Source organism: Aureliella helgolandensis (genome assembly GCF_007752135.1).
GTDB lineage: Bacteria > Planctomycetota > Planctomycetia > Pirellulales > Pirellulaceae > Aureliella > Aureliella helgolandensis.
Map to the genome: position 1 here is coordinate 7,899,831 of NZ_CP036298.1, position 13,785 is coordinate 7,913,615.

General features: G+C 57.1%; 12 protein-coding genes. 7 read left to right on the plus strand and 5 right to left on the minus strand.

From position 1 onward, the window contains the following. Position 1: 1 nt before the first annotated feature. Positions 2-814 (plus strand): 2-phosphosulfolactate phosphatase, encoded by an 813-nt coding sequence (locus Q31a_RS27925; protein ID WP_145085590.1) that lies wholly within the window; start codon positions 2-4, stop codon positions 812-814. 639 nt (positions 815-1,453) lie between these two features. Here the strand turns inward: Q31a_RS27925 and trpA are convergent. Together trpA and trpB are read right to left on the minus strand one after the other, a co-directional pair. Beyond that, entirely contained in the window at positions 1,454-2,251 is a 798-nt protein-coding gene (gene trpA / locus Q31a_RS27930) for a tryptophan synthase subunit alpha (RefSeq protein ID WP_145085592.1), read from the minus strand. A 231-nt stretch (positions 2,252-2,482) separates the two neighbouring features. After that, positions 2,483-3,706: a tryptophan synthase subunit beta gene (gene trpB, locus Q31a_RS27935; RefSeq protein WP_145085595.1), complete on the minus strand. Its 1,224-nt coding sequence runs from the start codon at positions 3,704-3,706 to the stop codon at positions 2,483-2,485. A gap of 492 nt (positions 3,707-4,198) precedes the next feature. Here trpB and Q31a_RS27940 point away from each other — a divergent pair, with 492 nt between their 5' ends. The 5 genes from Q31a_RS27940 to Q31a_RS27960 all read left to right on the plus strand — a co-directional run bounded on the left by Q31a_RS27940 (position 4,199) and on the right by Q31a_RS27960 (position 8,064). After that, positions 4,199-4,825, plus strand: coding sequence for an HNH endonuclease (locus tag Q31a_RS27940; RefSeq protein WP_145085598.1), 627 nt, complete (start codon positions 4,199-4,201; stop codon positions 4,823-4,825). 294 nt (positions 4,826-5,119) lie between these two features. Further along, positions 5,120-7,078, plus strand: a complete 1,959-nt coding sequence (locus tag Q31a_RS27945) for a carbamoyltransferase family protein (protein ID WP_145085601.1) — start codon at positions 5,120-5,122, stop codon at positions 7,076-7,078. Between the two features lie 54 nt (positions 7,079-7,132). Beyond that, a complete protein-coding gene (locus Q31a_RS27950; protein WP_145085604.1) occupies positions 7,133-7,315 on the plus strand; it encodes a YqaE/Pmp3 family membrane protein in 183 nt (60 codons plus the stop codon). 108 nt (positions 7,316-7,423) lie between these two features. Next, complete coding sequence (locus Q31a_RS27955; RefSeq protein WP_145085607.1) at positions 7,424-7,831, plus strand: hypothetical protein; 408 nt, start codon at positions 7,424-7,426, stop codon at positions 7,829-7,831. 26 nt (positions 7,832-7,857) lie between these two features. After that, complete coding sequence (locus tag Q31a_RS27960) at positions 7,858-8,064, plus strand: DUF5989 family protein (RefSeq protein ID WP_145085610.1); 207 nt, start codon at positions 7,858-7,860, stop codon at positions 8,062-8,064. Positions 8,065-8,303: 239 nt separating this feature from the next. Here Q31a_RS27960 and Q31a_RS27965 read toward each other — a convergent pair whose 3' ends face one another. Continuing rightward, positions 8,304-9,023, minus strand: a complete 720-nt coding sequence (locus Q31a_RS27965) for a CAAX prenyl protease-related protein (protein WP_145085613.1) — start codon at positions 9,021-9,023, stop codon at positions 8,304-8,306. A 49-nt stretch (positions 9,024-9,072) separates the two neighbouring features. Beyond that, positions 9,073-11,508 carry a hypothetical protein gene (locus Q31a_RS27970; RefSeq protein WP_145085616.1) on the minus strand — a complete coding sequence of 812 codons (2,436 nt, stop codon included), beginning with the start codon at positions 11,506-11,508 and terminating at the stop codon, positions 9,073-9,075. A gap of 269 nt (positions 11,509-11,777) precedes the next feature. Between Q31a_RS27970 and Q31a_RS27975 the strand changes: the two genes are divergently transcribed. Further along, a complete protein-coding gene (locus tag Q31a_RS27975; RefSeq protein WP_145085619.1) occupies positions 11,778-12,809 on the plus strand; it encodes a dihydrodipicolinate synthase family protein in 1,032 nt (343 codons plus the stop codon). A 35-nt stretch (positions 12,810-12,844) separates the two neighbouring features. On the opposite strand, the gene Q31a_RS27980 is transcribed toward Q31a_RS27975, so the two are convergent. Continuing rightward, positions 12,845-13,768, minus strand: a complete 924-nt coding sequence (locus Q31a_RS27980) for a vWA domain-containing protein (protein WP_145085622.1) — start codon at positions 13,766-13,768, stop codon at positions 12,845-12,847. Between the last annotated feature and the right edge of the window lie 17 nt (positions 13,769-13,785).

Consider the following 13,785-nt stretch of genomic DNA (forward strand, 5'->3'; position numbering starts at 1 on the left):
CATGCCCCGCACCGTTCAAATCGCACTCTTGCCCAGCCTGATCTCGCCAGCGTTCCTCGATTCCATCGACCTGGCAATCGTGATCGATACGTTGCGTTTCACGACCACCGCCTGCCAAGCCCTGGCAGCGGGCGCGACAGAGATCTGGACGGTTAGCGAAGTCGAGGAAGCGCGGCGTGCAGCTCAAGCGGAGCATGCCAAAGGTCGCCCAACCCTACTGTGTGGCGAACGAGAGTGCCGCCCCATCGCCGGTTTTGATTTGGGCAATAGCCCCGCCGAATATCTACCCGACGTGATTGCCGGAAAGCAATTGATCTTCAGCACCACGAATGGAACGCGGGCCGTAAACGCGGTTCGCTCCGTGAACAGGATCGCTCTAGCTGCGATGGTCAATCGCCAAGCAATCAGCAACTATGCCTCGCACTCCTCCAATCAACACATCGGTATCGTGTGCGCCGGGACCGATGGAGCCGTTGCAATGGAAGACGTGTTGACTGCCGGTGCTCTAGCAGAACGCCTGACCGAATCAGTAGCCGCTTGCCACCTTCACGGTGATTCTGCCCACCTGGCTCTGGCTGCTTGGCGCGATGTCTGCGGTCCGCAATCCGCGCAAGTGTCGAAGCGAATCGAGCATCGCTTTGCGGCCTGTGCTGGCGGGAACAATCTGGTCAAAGCGGGCTATGAACAGGATTTGCACTTCGCTGCCCAACTCGACACACTCCAAGCCGTCCCAGTCGCTCACCCCCAATGCACTCCTGAGCCTGCCGACAGTCGATGCAATGCCCTGATCTTCAGCACTACGAAGATCGCTTGAAGTTCCTTCGTGATGAACTGGGTAAGCTCCCGGCCGCTGAGCCCGATTGATGATGATGGTAGCTACCAGTTGTGCGCTCCGATCCGGGGCAAGCCCGGGGGAAGCGGGGATGAAGCAAGGTGGGAGCGGAAACCGCCTTCAATAGGCGTCTCTGGGTGTGACAAGCAAGTCTATGAGCCAAGCAATTCTGCTTCCGTCCAGCTTGCCCGGGCGGTGCAACAACTGGTGGCTACCCACCACCACGGCCCTTGTCATCCGATCTCCGTTTCGGGCTCGTCCCGGCGGAATCAACGACTTCGTTGAGAGTGCGAACATCACTATGCACAGCGAGAGCTACTGAAATATCCGAAGTCGCAGAGGGCAGAAGAGGGGGGGCACATACTTTTCGACGCGAATTCCACGTTTGGTGCACGAAGTGGCCACAACACAAGATTGCCGTGCTTTGGAATGCTGCTGTGCGGTGCACCGCGTTGCGTGATCGCTAGTCATGATTCACCGCCCCAAGACGGGTCCAAGCGGTGGTCTGCCGCTGTGAAGTGTGTGGGTGGTTTCGAGGACAATTGGTTGTTGATCGGGCGCAGCGGCTTGGGGGGAACGGTCCTGACGCGGCGCAGCACATTTCCAATACAGCACTGCGAACTACGAATCGAACGCTGCAACTAGCTCGCGGGCGAGTTTCCCGACCTCCGCAACCGCCTCCTCTGGGGTGGCTGCCTGCGTAGCTCGACGCACCAAAGCGGAGCCTACAATCAAGCCATCAGCCACCGGTGCAAGCGCGCGAATATGCTCGGGGCGACTAATTCCAAAACCAATGCAGATCGGCAACTCTGTCCGCTCGCGCAACCACTGCACCTTTTCGAGCAAACCTGGAGGCAGCTCGTTTCGTTCGCCGGTGATTCCTGTGATCGAAACAAAATAGATAAAGCCGGTAGAACTTTTGGCAATCTCAAGCATTCGTGCGTTGGGAGTGGTGGGCGTGACCAAGTGAATCAAACTAAAGTCACGCTCCCGACAGATGCCGCGCAGCTCGGGAGCTTCCTCCACAAGCAAATCGGGCACAATTGCACCAGAAAACCCAGCTTTCAAAGCATCATCGACATAGCGTTCCTTGCCAACCCGCTGAATGATCGAATAGCTGGCCATTGAAACCAGCGGCATCTTCAGCCGAGGCGTCACCTCGGCCACCATCGAAAAAATATCCTTGAGTTTGATCCCCGCTTCGAGCGAGCGGGTATACGAGGCCTGGATCACAGGCCCGTCAGCAATCGGATCGCTGTACGGTATTCCCACCTCAGCCATGGCCGCGCCACATTCCGAGAGCTTCTCCAACAACTGTGCCGTCACGGCTAGCGAGGGATCTCCGGCAGTCAAAAACGGGAGGAAGGCTTTTTTGCCTGCGGCGCGAAGCTCAGCAAAGCGTTGATCGATGGCTGACATTGGTTGGTTCTATATCTGCGTAGTCGTGAAAACCGCTAGCCCGACGGGGCTAGACGTAAAGAGGAAAGGCAAATCGTACAGTGAGGGCTAGCGTGCGTCGTGCCAGCAGTCGCTCCAGGGGAACGGGAGAGAATCATGGACGGCTCTCCCCTGTCCCGACCTACGCCCTACCTAGCCAGGCGGGAACAAAGAAGACTGCCGGAGCCTGCCGTCCACCTAGTAGGCGTCCACCTAGTAATCGCGGCCGGTCAGGCGCGCGATCTCAGCAGCATCCTTGTCACCGCGTCCACTCAGACAAACCAAGACGATTTGGTCGGACCGCATGGTAGCTGCCACCTCCAGCGCCTTAGCAACCGCGTGCGAAGACTCCAGGGCGGGCAAAATCCCCTCGCTACGGGCCACTTTATCAAAGGTCTCCAAAGCGGCGCCGTCTTGGCATTCGGTATAGTCCACTCGGGCGAGATCTTTCCAGTAGCTGTGTTCGGGACCAACACCTGGATAGTCGAGCCCGGCAGAAACCGAGTGGACCGGTGAGGTTTGTCCGTCTTCGTCCTGCATGACGTAGCTGAAACTACCATGCAATACTCCCGGACTTCCATGGGTCAACGGTGACGCATGCTGCCCAGGCTCGGCGGACAATCCACCCGCCTCGACTCCCAGCAAGCGGACTTCGGCATCCTCGATGAAGGGATAGAACATGCCAGCTGCATTGGAGCCTCCCCCGACACAAGCCACGATGGTATCGGGAAGTCGTCCGAATATTTCGAGACTCTGTGCCCTGGACTCGCGACCGATGACCGACTGAAAATCGCGGACCATCATCGGAAAGGGATGCGGCCCAATCACGGATCCGATGATATAGTGCGTGTCTTCCACCGAAGCCATCCAATCGCGCATGGCTTCGTTGACGGCATCGCGCAACGTCTTTGAGCCGCTGGTGACCGGACGCACTTCGGCGCCCATTAATTTCATGCTAAAAACGTTCGGTTTTTGCCGGCGGACATCCTCCGCACCCATGTACACGACACAGGGCAGGCCAAAGTGAGCGCAGGCAGTCGCGCTGGCCACTCCATGCTGTCCCGCTCCCGTCTCGGCGATCACGCGTTTTTTGCCCATCCGCAGGGTGAGTAGGGCTTGTCCCAGAGTGTTATTGATTTTGTGGGCACCGGTGTGATTCAAATCTTCTCGCTTGAACCAGATTTGAGCCCCCCCCATCGCCGCGCTCAGCCGCTTGGCATGGTAGAGCGGGGAAGGACGTCCAACAAACGACTTCAGCAGCTGGTCGAGCTCGGCCTGAAAAGCGGGATCCGCCTTGGCTGACGCATACTCAGTGGACAATTCATCCAAGGCGCGAGTGAGTGTTTCGGGAACATAGCGCCCGCCAAAATCTCCAAACCGGCCTCCGGCATCGGGCAGACTGGAGCTCAAAGTGGGCTGCTTTTCAACACGACTCATAAATTTCTACTTTTCGACAAACCTGTTAGCATTCGGCCGAGCGCATCGCCACCACTAAGACTTAGCGGTCAGCGCGTCGGACACCGTTTCCCGGACCACAACTGTCGGAACATGGGCCCTCAGAGCATTGATTGTCGATCCCTACGCCAAACCGGTCAAGTGAGTCCCGGTCAAGTGAACAAATTGGCCTACCACGTGTCCTAAGTTGCGACAGCACAGGCGCCCCCCCGCATGGAGGTGTGATTTTCATCAGATCTTAGGCATTTTGTTTTGCATTCGGGGCGGTCGAGGCGGCAAAATGAGATCCTCAAGAGCTTCAGCGGAGCTCTCGTTGGCTTGGGCGTATCAATCCGGCTACAATCAACAACCTAGGCCAGTTCCGCTGAGGCAGACTATCCAAGTCCTTGTCGCCCCGTTTGCATGCGTGCATCCGAGTCGACCAAGACTCTGCTTGCCTCTTTTACCACGACCTTAAAATCGAGGATAGAACGGATGACGGAAGGTTCTGCGCTGGGATGCAGCGTATTGGTGCTCAACCGATTCTACATGGCTATTCGCGTAGTGAATGTGCGACGCGCGCTCACGCTGCTGTATCGCAATTGCGCGGAGGTCATCACCATCGAAGAGAGTAGCTATACCAATTACAATTTCGATGCTTGGTGTGAGGTCAGCCAGTTGCTGGCCCTCGAAAAACAGCCTGAGGAAGACTATATCCAAGCCGTAGGGTTTGAATTGCAAGTCCCCCGGATTGTACGGTTGACCCGCTACGACAAAGTGCCACGTTCCTCGGTTCGCTTCAATCGCAAGAACCTATTCTCACGCGACAACCACTGTTGCCAGTATTGCGGACAGGTGCGTCCCACCAACCAACTGAGCCTCGATCATGTGGTGCCGCGTTCCCACGGTGGTAAGACGACCTGGGAGAATATTGTCTGCAGTTGCTTGCAATGCAATTCGCGAAAAGGGGGCCGGACACCGACGGAAGCTGGGATGAAACTGCTATCGGTTCCCGAGAAACCGCGTAGCAATCCCTCGATGGCGCTGCCCTTGCAAGACCCACGCTATTCCAGCTGGAGAACTTTTGTGCCTAGCACGGGTGGCAACGTCGCAGCGCGTTGACGCGAGTGGCACACGAGTGGCACACGAGGCGTCTGCAACGAAAATGCGACGCCAACCAAACGACAACACCATTCAGCCACCTCCCCTCGGGCTCTGGCTAGGACGGTAGTGTCCACGAGGCTCTGTGTCTTCGAGCCAATGACTCAACCACGCCCGTTTCAACAGACAGTGAGCTCCCAGGCTGTGCCTGAGGAGCAGAAAAATGGGTGTGGGGGAATGCACGCCTGCTAGCGGCCACCGGCAGGCGTCCCCTACACTCCTATTTTTTAAGCGAGTTAAAGCACTTCGTTCAGTATGGTTAGCATTCTTGGAATCTCCGCGTTCTACCACGACTCTGCGGCCGCGTTGATCGTTGATGGGGTGATCGTTGCAGCCGCCCAGGAGGAGCGTTTTTCGCGCCGCAAGCACGACGCGCGTTTCCCGACGCAAGCCGTCGCCTTCTGCCTGGAAAAAGCTGGACTCCAAACCAACCAGCTCGACTACGTCGGCTTCTATGAAAAACCGATTACCAAATTCGAACGATTGCTCGAGACCTATCTAGCCTTTGCCCCGAGCGGCTATCGCTCCTTCCGGCAAGCCATGCCACAGTGGGTCCAAAAAAAACTCCACCACCCTCGTGAACTTCGCCAAGGGTTGCATGGAGAATACACCGGAAAGTTCGTCTTCACCGATCACCATCAATCCCACGCGGCTAGCGCCTTCTTCCCCTCCCCCTTCGAGCAGGCGGCCATCCTAACTCTAGATGGCGTTGGCGAATGGTCAACGACTTGCATCGGTCACGGCGCTGGCAGGAAGATCGAATTATCTGAGGAGCTACGTTTCCCGCATTCACTCGGGCTCCTCTACTCCGCATTCACCTACTACACCGGGTTTCGAGTCAACAGTGGTGAATACAAATTGATGGGCTTGGCACCGTACGGCCAGCCGGTGTATCGCGATCTGATTCTTGAGCACTTGATCGATTTGAAGCAAGACGGCTCCTTTCGCATGGACATGAGCTACTTCAACTACTGCCAAGGCTTGACCATGACATCTCCCAAGCTCCATCGCCTCCTGGGCGGACCTCCCCGATCGGCGGAATCCGAGATTACCCAACGCGAAATGGACCTCGCCGCTTCCGCCCAGGCTGTAGCCGAGGAAGTAGTGCTCCGCATTGCGCATTACGCGCACCTCCAGACACGATGCTCGAACCTTGTCCTGGCAGGCGGCGTGGCCTTGAACTGCGTCGCCAATGGAAGACTACTCCGCGAGGGGCCCTTCGAAGAGGTCTGGATTCAACCGGCGGCCGGCGACGCAGGTGGAGCTCTCGGCACCGCGCTCTTTATTAGCCATCAATTGCTGGAACAACCACGTGTGCCCCGCCCGCCCACGGCCCCCGCAGCCCCACCTTCACCCGCTGGCGCGAGCAGCGGTCCGGCGGAAGATCGCCCCCCGTCCACATCGCTGGCCCCGTCTAACCAAGCAGCCAGCCTGGCCTCCCGAACCGATCGCCAGCGAGGCTCTTTACTTGGGCAAAGCTTCAGTGAAAGTGAGATCTCCCAGGCACTCGACGCGCTGGGAGCCGTCTACACCCGCGTGGAGGATCCAGCCAAGTTGTGCGAGCGCGTTGCCAAGCTATTAGCAGAAGGGAATGTTGTGGGCTGGTTTCAAGGGCGAGCAGAATTTGGCCCACGCGCCCTCGGCAATCGAAGTATTTTGGGAGATGCGCGGAATCCAAAAATGCAATCGGTCATGAATTTGAAAATCAAGTTCCGCGAGTCGTTTCGCCCCTTTGCCCCCATTGTTTTGCGACAGTACGCCAGCCAGTACTTTGAACTGCGCCCCGATCAAGACTCACCCTACATGCTCCTGGTGGCTCCGATCCGTGATCAATGGCGGAACCCCTTAAACGAGGAACAGGAGTCTGCGTTCGGAATTGAAAAACTGAATGCTTGCCGCTCGCAGCTACCCGCCATTACACATGTCGATTATTCAGCGCGGATCCAGACGGTCGACAAGGCCCCCAACCCCCTGCTCCACCAACTGCTGAGCACGTTTCATGCACAGACCGGTTGCCCCGTCCTGATCAACACCAGCTTTAATGTACGCAGCGAACCCATTGTAAATTCTCCCACCGAGGCGTACCGTTGTTTCCAGTTGACCGATATGGACGCATTGGTCATCGGGCAACATCTAATGCTGCGGAACCAGCAATCCCAGTCAATCAGTCAATCGATGCGCGACCAATACCTCGCTCAATTCGAATTAGACTGAATTCCAACGAGCATCGATTTTTGCATCCCCAGCTTTTCTTAGGAGTCATCGACTATGGGCCCCAGCGATCCCCCGACCAATAACATTATTAAGATCTTGCTGGCAATCTTGTTGCCGCCCGTTGGCGTTTTCCTAGAGGTTGGTTTCGGTCTCCATTTTTGGCTGAACATCATCCTGACGCTTTGTGGCTGGGTGCCGGGCATTATTCACGCCGTGATTATCATCCTGAGTAAATAATTCCTAAGCAACCACCATCTCACGCCCAGGACCGAGGCAAACGGGCAACCTCCCCAATCGACTTGCCACGACTTAACCGAACGCCCCCCTGACGAAACGTCCAGTTCGATGCACTTGGTTGAAATCAATTGGAAACCCACCGTACGCCAACTGCGACAATTCGGTGGATTGTGCGCTATTGGCCTGCCCCTACTCGGTTGGTGGTGGGGCTGCTCAGTGAACGTACTGACTATTTTGATTGGCGTCGGCGTTGGGGTAGCCCTCCTAGCTTGGCTGATGCCACGCTCGATCGCGTCACTCTTCATCGGACTAACGCTCGTCACCATCCCCATGGGGTTCGTCGTAGGTGAACTCGCCATGCTATTGCTGTATGGACTCGCAATCCTCCCCATCGGGCTATGGTTTCGAATGCGAGGCCGCGATCGCCTGCAACTTCGCATCGATCGCCAATGCGAATCGTACTGGCAGCCTAAGAGAGCCCCGACTTCTCTCAAAAGCTACTATCGGCAATCGTGAAATTGACACTAAAGGATGGACCTTAAATGAACGATTCGAAACCTAAGCCTCCCAGCGAATTCGAGCGTTTGGAGGAGGAGCCGGAACTCTCGCTAGTCGCCGAATTCTGGATCTTCATCAAAGAAAACAAAGCTTGGTGGATGGTCCCCATCCTATTGGTATTGGGACTGATCGGTGCTCTCGTCGTCCTGGGGTCCACCGGTGCGGCACCATTCATCTACACCATATTCTGAGTCGCCGCTCTGGCGTGCTTGACGCAACTTCGGAGATGCACGAGTCGACGTCAATTTCCGCGACACTGAAAAGCATGGCGGCCAGATTCGGTAAGCAAGCAGTGGGCAGGCAAAATACGGGTAGGCAAAATACGGGCAGGCAAAGAGGTCACCGGAAGCTACCTCGACGGGCGAAACTACGAAATCGGCTCGCCCGACTGGAATCCTTGGCGGGCCGGGCGAGTTTAGCAATCGCCTGACTACCACAGCCACCAGGCGCCGGTAAGCATCACGTAGATCGCTAGCGCCAAATTGCTGACGCCATGGGCGACAATGCATTGCCACAAATCGCGTTTCCAATACATCAGCCCATTGATCAGCAGGCAGTAGACAGCCGCGGCTAGCCACTCGGGATGAGCCAAAGTGAACATCAATGTTACCGTGAGGCAAGAGGAAAGCGTATACTCCCCCAACGGTACCCGTTCCCATTCGGGATCGATGAGCCACCGCATCAAGAATCCACGCCAGAAGAGCTCTTCCGCAATGGGTACCACGATCGCAATGCCCAGCAACCGGAAAGCGATAAACGCCCACCGCCACGCTGGCGATTCGATCTCCTCGAAGGGGTTGTATCCCACTCTAGGTTGCGGCTTTAAGAACCCAGGTAGCCAGTCAGCCACCCATTGTTCGGGATGCAAATGACTGATAAAAATCCACAGCACAATCCCAAGAATCCCAACCACCAAAGCTGGCAGGATCCGCCAGTGTGGCGAAACAATTGGTTTGGCAGCGGCGGCTTCTACCCCCGCTTGGCTTGCCGCTCCAGGCCGCTGAGGCCTTAGCAAAAGCCAGGCCTGAGTAGCACCGATCAACAAGACCAGCAAAGAGTACGCCAGCGGATACCACTGCGTATCAAATCGAGCTACGAAACTAGTGCCGAGCAGATAGAGCACGAAGGTCAGGACGAAAGTCAGTGCCAATGCAACTTGCCAGTCATTAAAAGGTAAAAATCATCGATTCAGCTGGAGACTACTGGACTCGAAAAACTTGGACGCTGCGTGGGTCGAGGCCCGTGTCGACCTCTTCAACAACGGCGTCAGTGAGCCATTGCTCAGTATCGGCCCGCGTGGGCCAAGCACTGAATCCATAGTTCCCAGGGCTGCGATAGCGTTCGATCTCCTGCCAATTCACCACGACGTGCGTGACCTCCCCCTGCCGCAACGCCTTTAACTGCGATTCGGCAACTTGCCCCCGCAACCACTTCTCCCCTGGATTCTCATTGAAGCAGGTGGCGTACAGAATGGGAGCTTCGAAATCAAATGCCTTGGCCTCACCAATCAACAGCAGTTTCGACGCTTGTGGCTCCAAGTTGGCGTTGCACCAGACCGTTAGCGGACTCACCAGCCCGGGCTGGCTTTCGTCGCGGGCTTGCTGGTGCAACTCGGCCAACGGCACCAAGAAGCGATTGTCGATCTGACTAGCACCGGAGAGTGCCGTCAGAACACCATAAACCAAACCTCCCAGAACCACCGCAGTGGAGAGTGAAGCCGACACCCAGCGTCCAATGCAGACCGCACTCGAAGCGGCGAGCCCCGCCAACAGCGGGACAGCCGGCAACCAAAATCGATCAATGCGATGCGTCGCGAGCCACCATACGGCTAAGATCCATAACAAACTCAGCCACCAATAGCGCTGCCACACATCTGATGGCGAGCCGTCCTGCCTCTCCTGACGGAATGCGAACCAGTCGCGCCCCCTCCGCCAGCCAAAAACGATGGAACAAGCGGCTAAGAATATGACGGCCGGATTGACAAAGGGAGAGGCATAGGTCAATTGCGACAGCGAGTCGAGCAGCCGCCCTGGGGAGTACACATTCCTGGCGTTCGAACCGCCCGGTCGATGCGCTTCGCTCCATTGCAGTGCAGACGCTTCATCCAAACCACTACCACCGAACAGGCCATAGGCCAATGGATAAACAGGGTTGCCTGTCAATGTGGCATTTTTCAGGTACCAGGGCAGGCAGGTAAGGGCCAGACCGAGCAGGACGGCTGCCAGCCCCCACCCCCAAGTGCTCGCGGAGCGGAATTTCGCCAATTGATAAACCGCCACCAAGCCGAGTGGGATCACTGAAAAAACCAGCCCCGGATACTTGGTTGCCGCCGCCGCGCCAGCCAGGACACTCGCTATCAACAAAATGCGTCTGATCCTAAGGCCGTGAACCGATCTCGTCGCAGTATTGGCAGCCCCCCTGGGTATATCCAAACAGGACAAAACGACAATGACCGCCAAGCAGTAAGCCCCAAGGGCTCCATCGATCAGGCCAGAGAGCGCGACATGGACATGCCCAGGCACAGCGAGCAGCAACCCGGCTGCAGACCAACCAGCCCACCTGCCGCAATGCCGCGCGATAAAGCCCCCCAGCACCGCAGCGGCTAGCAACGAGTAGCTCGCGACAATGACTTTGCCAACAAGTGCCCCCCACCACCATCCCTCCTGGGCCCCCAGGAATTCGCGAGCAATCATCATGGCTGCCAACGTGTGCATCTCGACCCCGAGCGGCATATTGGCGTAGACATTGTGGGAGACGAAGTCGATTTTCCCAGCTTGATAGAATTCCTTGGGCGCCTGCATGTGATATTCAACCACATCGAACTCCCACGCTGGCAGACAACTCCCCCATAGATAAATTGCAGCGAGTAAGCACGTCGCCACTGGAACCAATCGCGCCAGCCAAACAACCGCTTGATGCCTCACTAGCCAAGCGTCGGAGTCACCGACAACGTCCTCCAGAGACCCGACGCTCCCTCCCGCCACCGCATGCGCATCGCCGGCGGCGCCTTGGGCCGCATCGCCAGAAGCGCGGCTCGGACCATCGGGTGGCACGGCAATCGACGGCGCAGCGAAACGCCCGAGCATGACAGGAAGCAACCAACACCCCACTCCCAACACACCAATGGAGATGGCCAGCGGTGCAATGTGGCCCAACGCTCCTGCCCATCCCACCAACAGCGTAGTCGTCGAGAGGAGCGCTAGCCCGACCAGCGCTGCAATAGCGAAGCTTTCTGGGCGTGAAATCCCCGACAATCCCCCCTTGATGACCGGCCAGCCAATCCCCACTGCCAAGCCGAGCCAAGCCAGCCCCGCCAATAAAATTGGGACTCGATCCCAAACAGCAATCGATAGTGAGCCGTCGCCGAGGAAGTGGCCGGCAAGACCGGGCATGACCAAGAGATCTACGAATCGATCAAACGGCTCCCCATCTGCATCACTCAATCCGAATAGTGAGGGCTGGCGTAGGAACAAAAAAAGGTAGGCTAGCAGACTACCGAGTAGAATTAGGCATCCGGTCGCTCGATAGGAAAACCCACGGGAGGCTGCCGACGCGCCCCCTACGCGACCGGATTGCGATGCCGCGTTGCGCTTCCGAGCATGACGATTATCGGGCTTCGGCGAATTATTCGTCATCAAAATTTTCGAAGCGCTATGTTAGAGCAATCTAGAATTAGACTAGTAGGGCGTACCCAGCGAGCTTGGTCGATAGAACTCACGTGGACGCGTGCTTAAACCAACCTCCCCATATAATACATACTCCCCCAACCCCGTGGAACATGAACCGCTGAAGCAGCTTAGCCGAGTCCAGCCATACCACGCGTCCCTCATGTCGTGTGGCACGGCCAACTGGCATGGCAAGCGTACTCCGCGGGGCCCACCGAAGCACCAACTCGAGTTTCAATATGCAATCAACGATGGACGGCATTTACACCCCCAACATTACCCCCATCGATGCCAAGGGGCGTGTCGACGAAGACAAGCTCTGTGGATACGTCGACTGGCTGATTGAGAAAGGGGTGCATGGCTTGTACCCCAACGGATCAACGGGCGAGTTCACCCGCTTCACCGCCCCCGAACGCCGCAGGATCATTGAAGTCCTGTGCGCCCATGTGGGGAATCGAGTGCCAATCTTGGCGGGTGCCGCAGAAGCCAACGTGCGCGAAACGATTGATGCCTGCGAAACCTACGGTGCAATGGGAGTCCGAGCGGTGGCAATCGTCGCTCCCTTCTATTACAAGCTGAGCCAAGAAGCGGTCTTCCAGTATTTTAAGGAAATTGCCGATGCCGTTTCGGTCGATGTGACGCTCTACAACATTCCGCTGTTCGCTTCCCCCATTGATGTGGCCACCGTCCGCCGCCTAGCACTTGAATGTCCGCGTGTGGTGGGCATTAAGGATAGCTCTGGAGATATCCCGCACATGATGCGGATGATCGCCACCGTCCGACCGCTACGTCCTGAATTCTCCTTCTTAACCGGCTGGGACGCAGCCCTGGCACCGATGTTTATGATCGGCTGCAACGGTGGCACGAATGCAACCAGCGGCGTGGTGCCAGAGTTGACGCGCGCCATTTACGAAGCCTGCCAACGCGGACAATGGGACCGAGCGATGCAACTCCAGTATCGCTTGCTGCCGCTCTTTGATGCCATGATCGGTCAACCAGAATTCCCCGAAGGCTTTCGCCGTGGTGCGTTGACTCGCGGCTGGGATCTGGGACGCAGTCGCCAACCGATCTCTCCCGAGCAAATGGCAACCGCTCAGAAAACGCAAGAACAGTTGTCGCAAATCCTGAGCGAGCTGGGAAACTGGTTGCCAGAACTGGAGCCTGCGGCGCAGACGGCCCCTGCCGGAAATGCGGAGGCGGGAAGCTCAGCAGCCTCCGACCATTTCATCGAACAAGTGGTCCGAGAAGTGATGCAGCAATTGAAGGGATGATTCGAGCCGGAAGCTCGAGCGAGTTGGGCCGATTGCTAGTGCCCAACCACCGGTGTGAACGACCCGCTGTTTTCCCGAGCAATTCGCCGCAATGTGCCACGCCCCTTTGCACTGAACAGATGAACCGTGTGAATGGGAATCTGCCTCCGCGAGGAGGAAAATCCATTGAGCCGCTTCAATCTGGACAAGGTATCGTCTTGCAGCTCTCCATCGGACAGCAAGAATATCGCGTCCGGGCTGAATGTCAGCGCATATTGCAGCGCCTCGGCAGGCATCGTCGCTCTCCCCAAAGTCCGAGAGCGTAACCAGCGTTTGACGCGGGCAACCGTCTCTCGGTCTGCCCTGTAGTACTTCGACCTGGCGGGCTGCTGGTTAAACAGAAATGTGGTCTCCGCGTCAAAACAGAGAACAAAAAACTCTTGGCCAGAGCTCAATCCATTGAGGCTGTCGATGAGCTGATTGCAGGCGTAAAGCCAGCGATCCCCTTTCATGCTGTGCGAACTGTCCAGCACGAAGACGAATCGGTCGCCGTATGCTTTGGCGCCAAAAAAACTCGCACCACGCCCACTACTCGCCTCCTCCAAGCCCCGCGCAACATCGCGCACAGAAACACTAGTGAGAGCCGCCGAAACCGCTTGCTGATCGGCTCCCCCGACTTCAGGCACCTCAATCATGCCGTCTAATTTGACGTCCAGGACAAACTGAGGCTCCACTGGCAATACGGTAGTTTCGAACTCCGCCACCGGTAACTCTTCGTCAGGCAACAGCGAGATCTTCGTGTCGGTCGACTGCCCAATCTCTGCAGTCAGCAGCAAGCCCTCACTCGGCTTCCCAGCCGTGTAAACCCAACATGCGAGGGCCAAGAGGAGAGTCACATGGATGACAAGACTGACGAGAAATGCGACGGTATTCCCCGCGCGTAAATCCTCCCGTCGGTGTCTTCCTGCAACTTGTACCATGCTGATTCAATCTCCCT

Excerpts from the sequence above, each read along its gene's own strand:
- Q31a_RS27970 (WP_145085616.1), bottom strand. The coding sequence starts at position 11,508 with ATGACGAATAATTCGCCGAAGCCCGATAATCGTCATGCTCGGAAGCGC.
- Q31a_RS27975 (WP_145085619.1), top strand. The coding sequence starts at position 11,778 with ATGCAATCAACGATGGACGGCATTTACACCCCCAACATTACCCCCATC.
- Q31a_RS27925 (WP_145085590.1), top strand. The coding sequence starts at position 2 with ATGCCCCGCACCGTTCAAATCGCACTCTTGCCCAGCCTGATCTCGCCA.
- trpA (WP_145085592.1), bottom strand. The coding sequence starts at position 2,251 with ATGTCAGCCATCGATCAACGCTTTGCTGAGCTTCGCGCCGCAGGCAAA.
- trpB (WP_145085595.1), bottom strand. The coding sequence starts at position 3,706 with ATGAGTCGTGTTGAAAAGCAGCCCACTTTGAGCTCCAGTCTGCCCGAT.
- Q31a_RS27945 (WP_145085601.1), top strand. The coding sequence starts at position 5,120 with ATGGTTAGCATTCTTGGAATCTCCGCGTTCTACCACGACTCTGCGGCC.
- Q31a_RS27940 (WP_145085598.1), top strand. The coding sequence starts at position 4,199 with ATGACGGAAGGTTCTGCGCTGGGATGCAGCGTATTGGTGCTCAACCGA.
- Q31a_RS27980 (WP_145085622.1), bottom strand. The coding sequence starts at position 13,768 with ATGGTACAAGTTGCAGGAAGACACCGACGGGAGGATTTACGCGCGGGG.
- Q31a_RS27955 (WP_145085607.1), top strand. The coding sequence starts at position 7,424 with ATGCACTTGGTTGAAATCAATTGGAAACCCACCGTACGCCAACTGCGA.
- Q31a_RS27950 (WP_145085604.1), top strand. The coding sequence starts at position 7,133 with ATGGGCCCCAGCGATCCCCCGACCAATAACATTATTAAGATCTTGCTG.
- Q31a_RS27960 (WP_145085610.1), top strand. The coding sequence starts at position 7,858 with ATGAACGATTCGAAACCTAAGCCTCCCAGCGAATTCGAGCGTTTGGAG.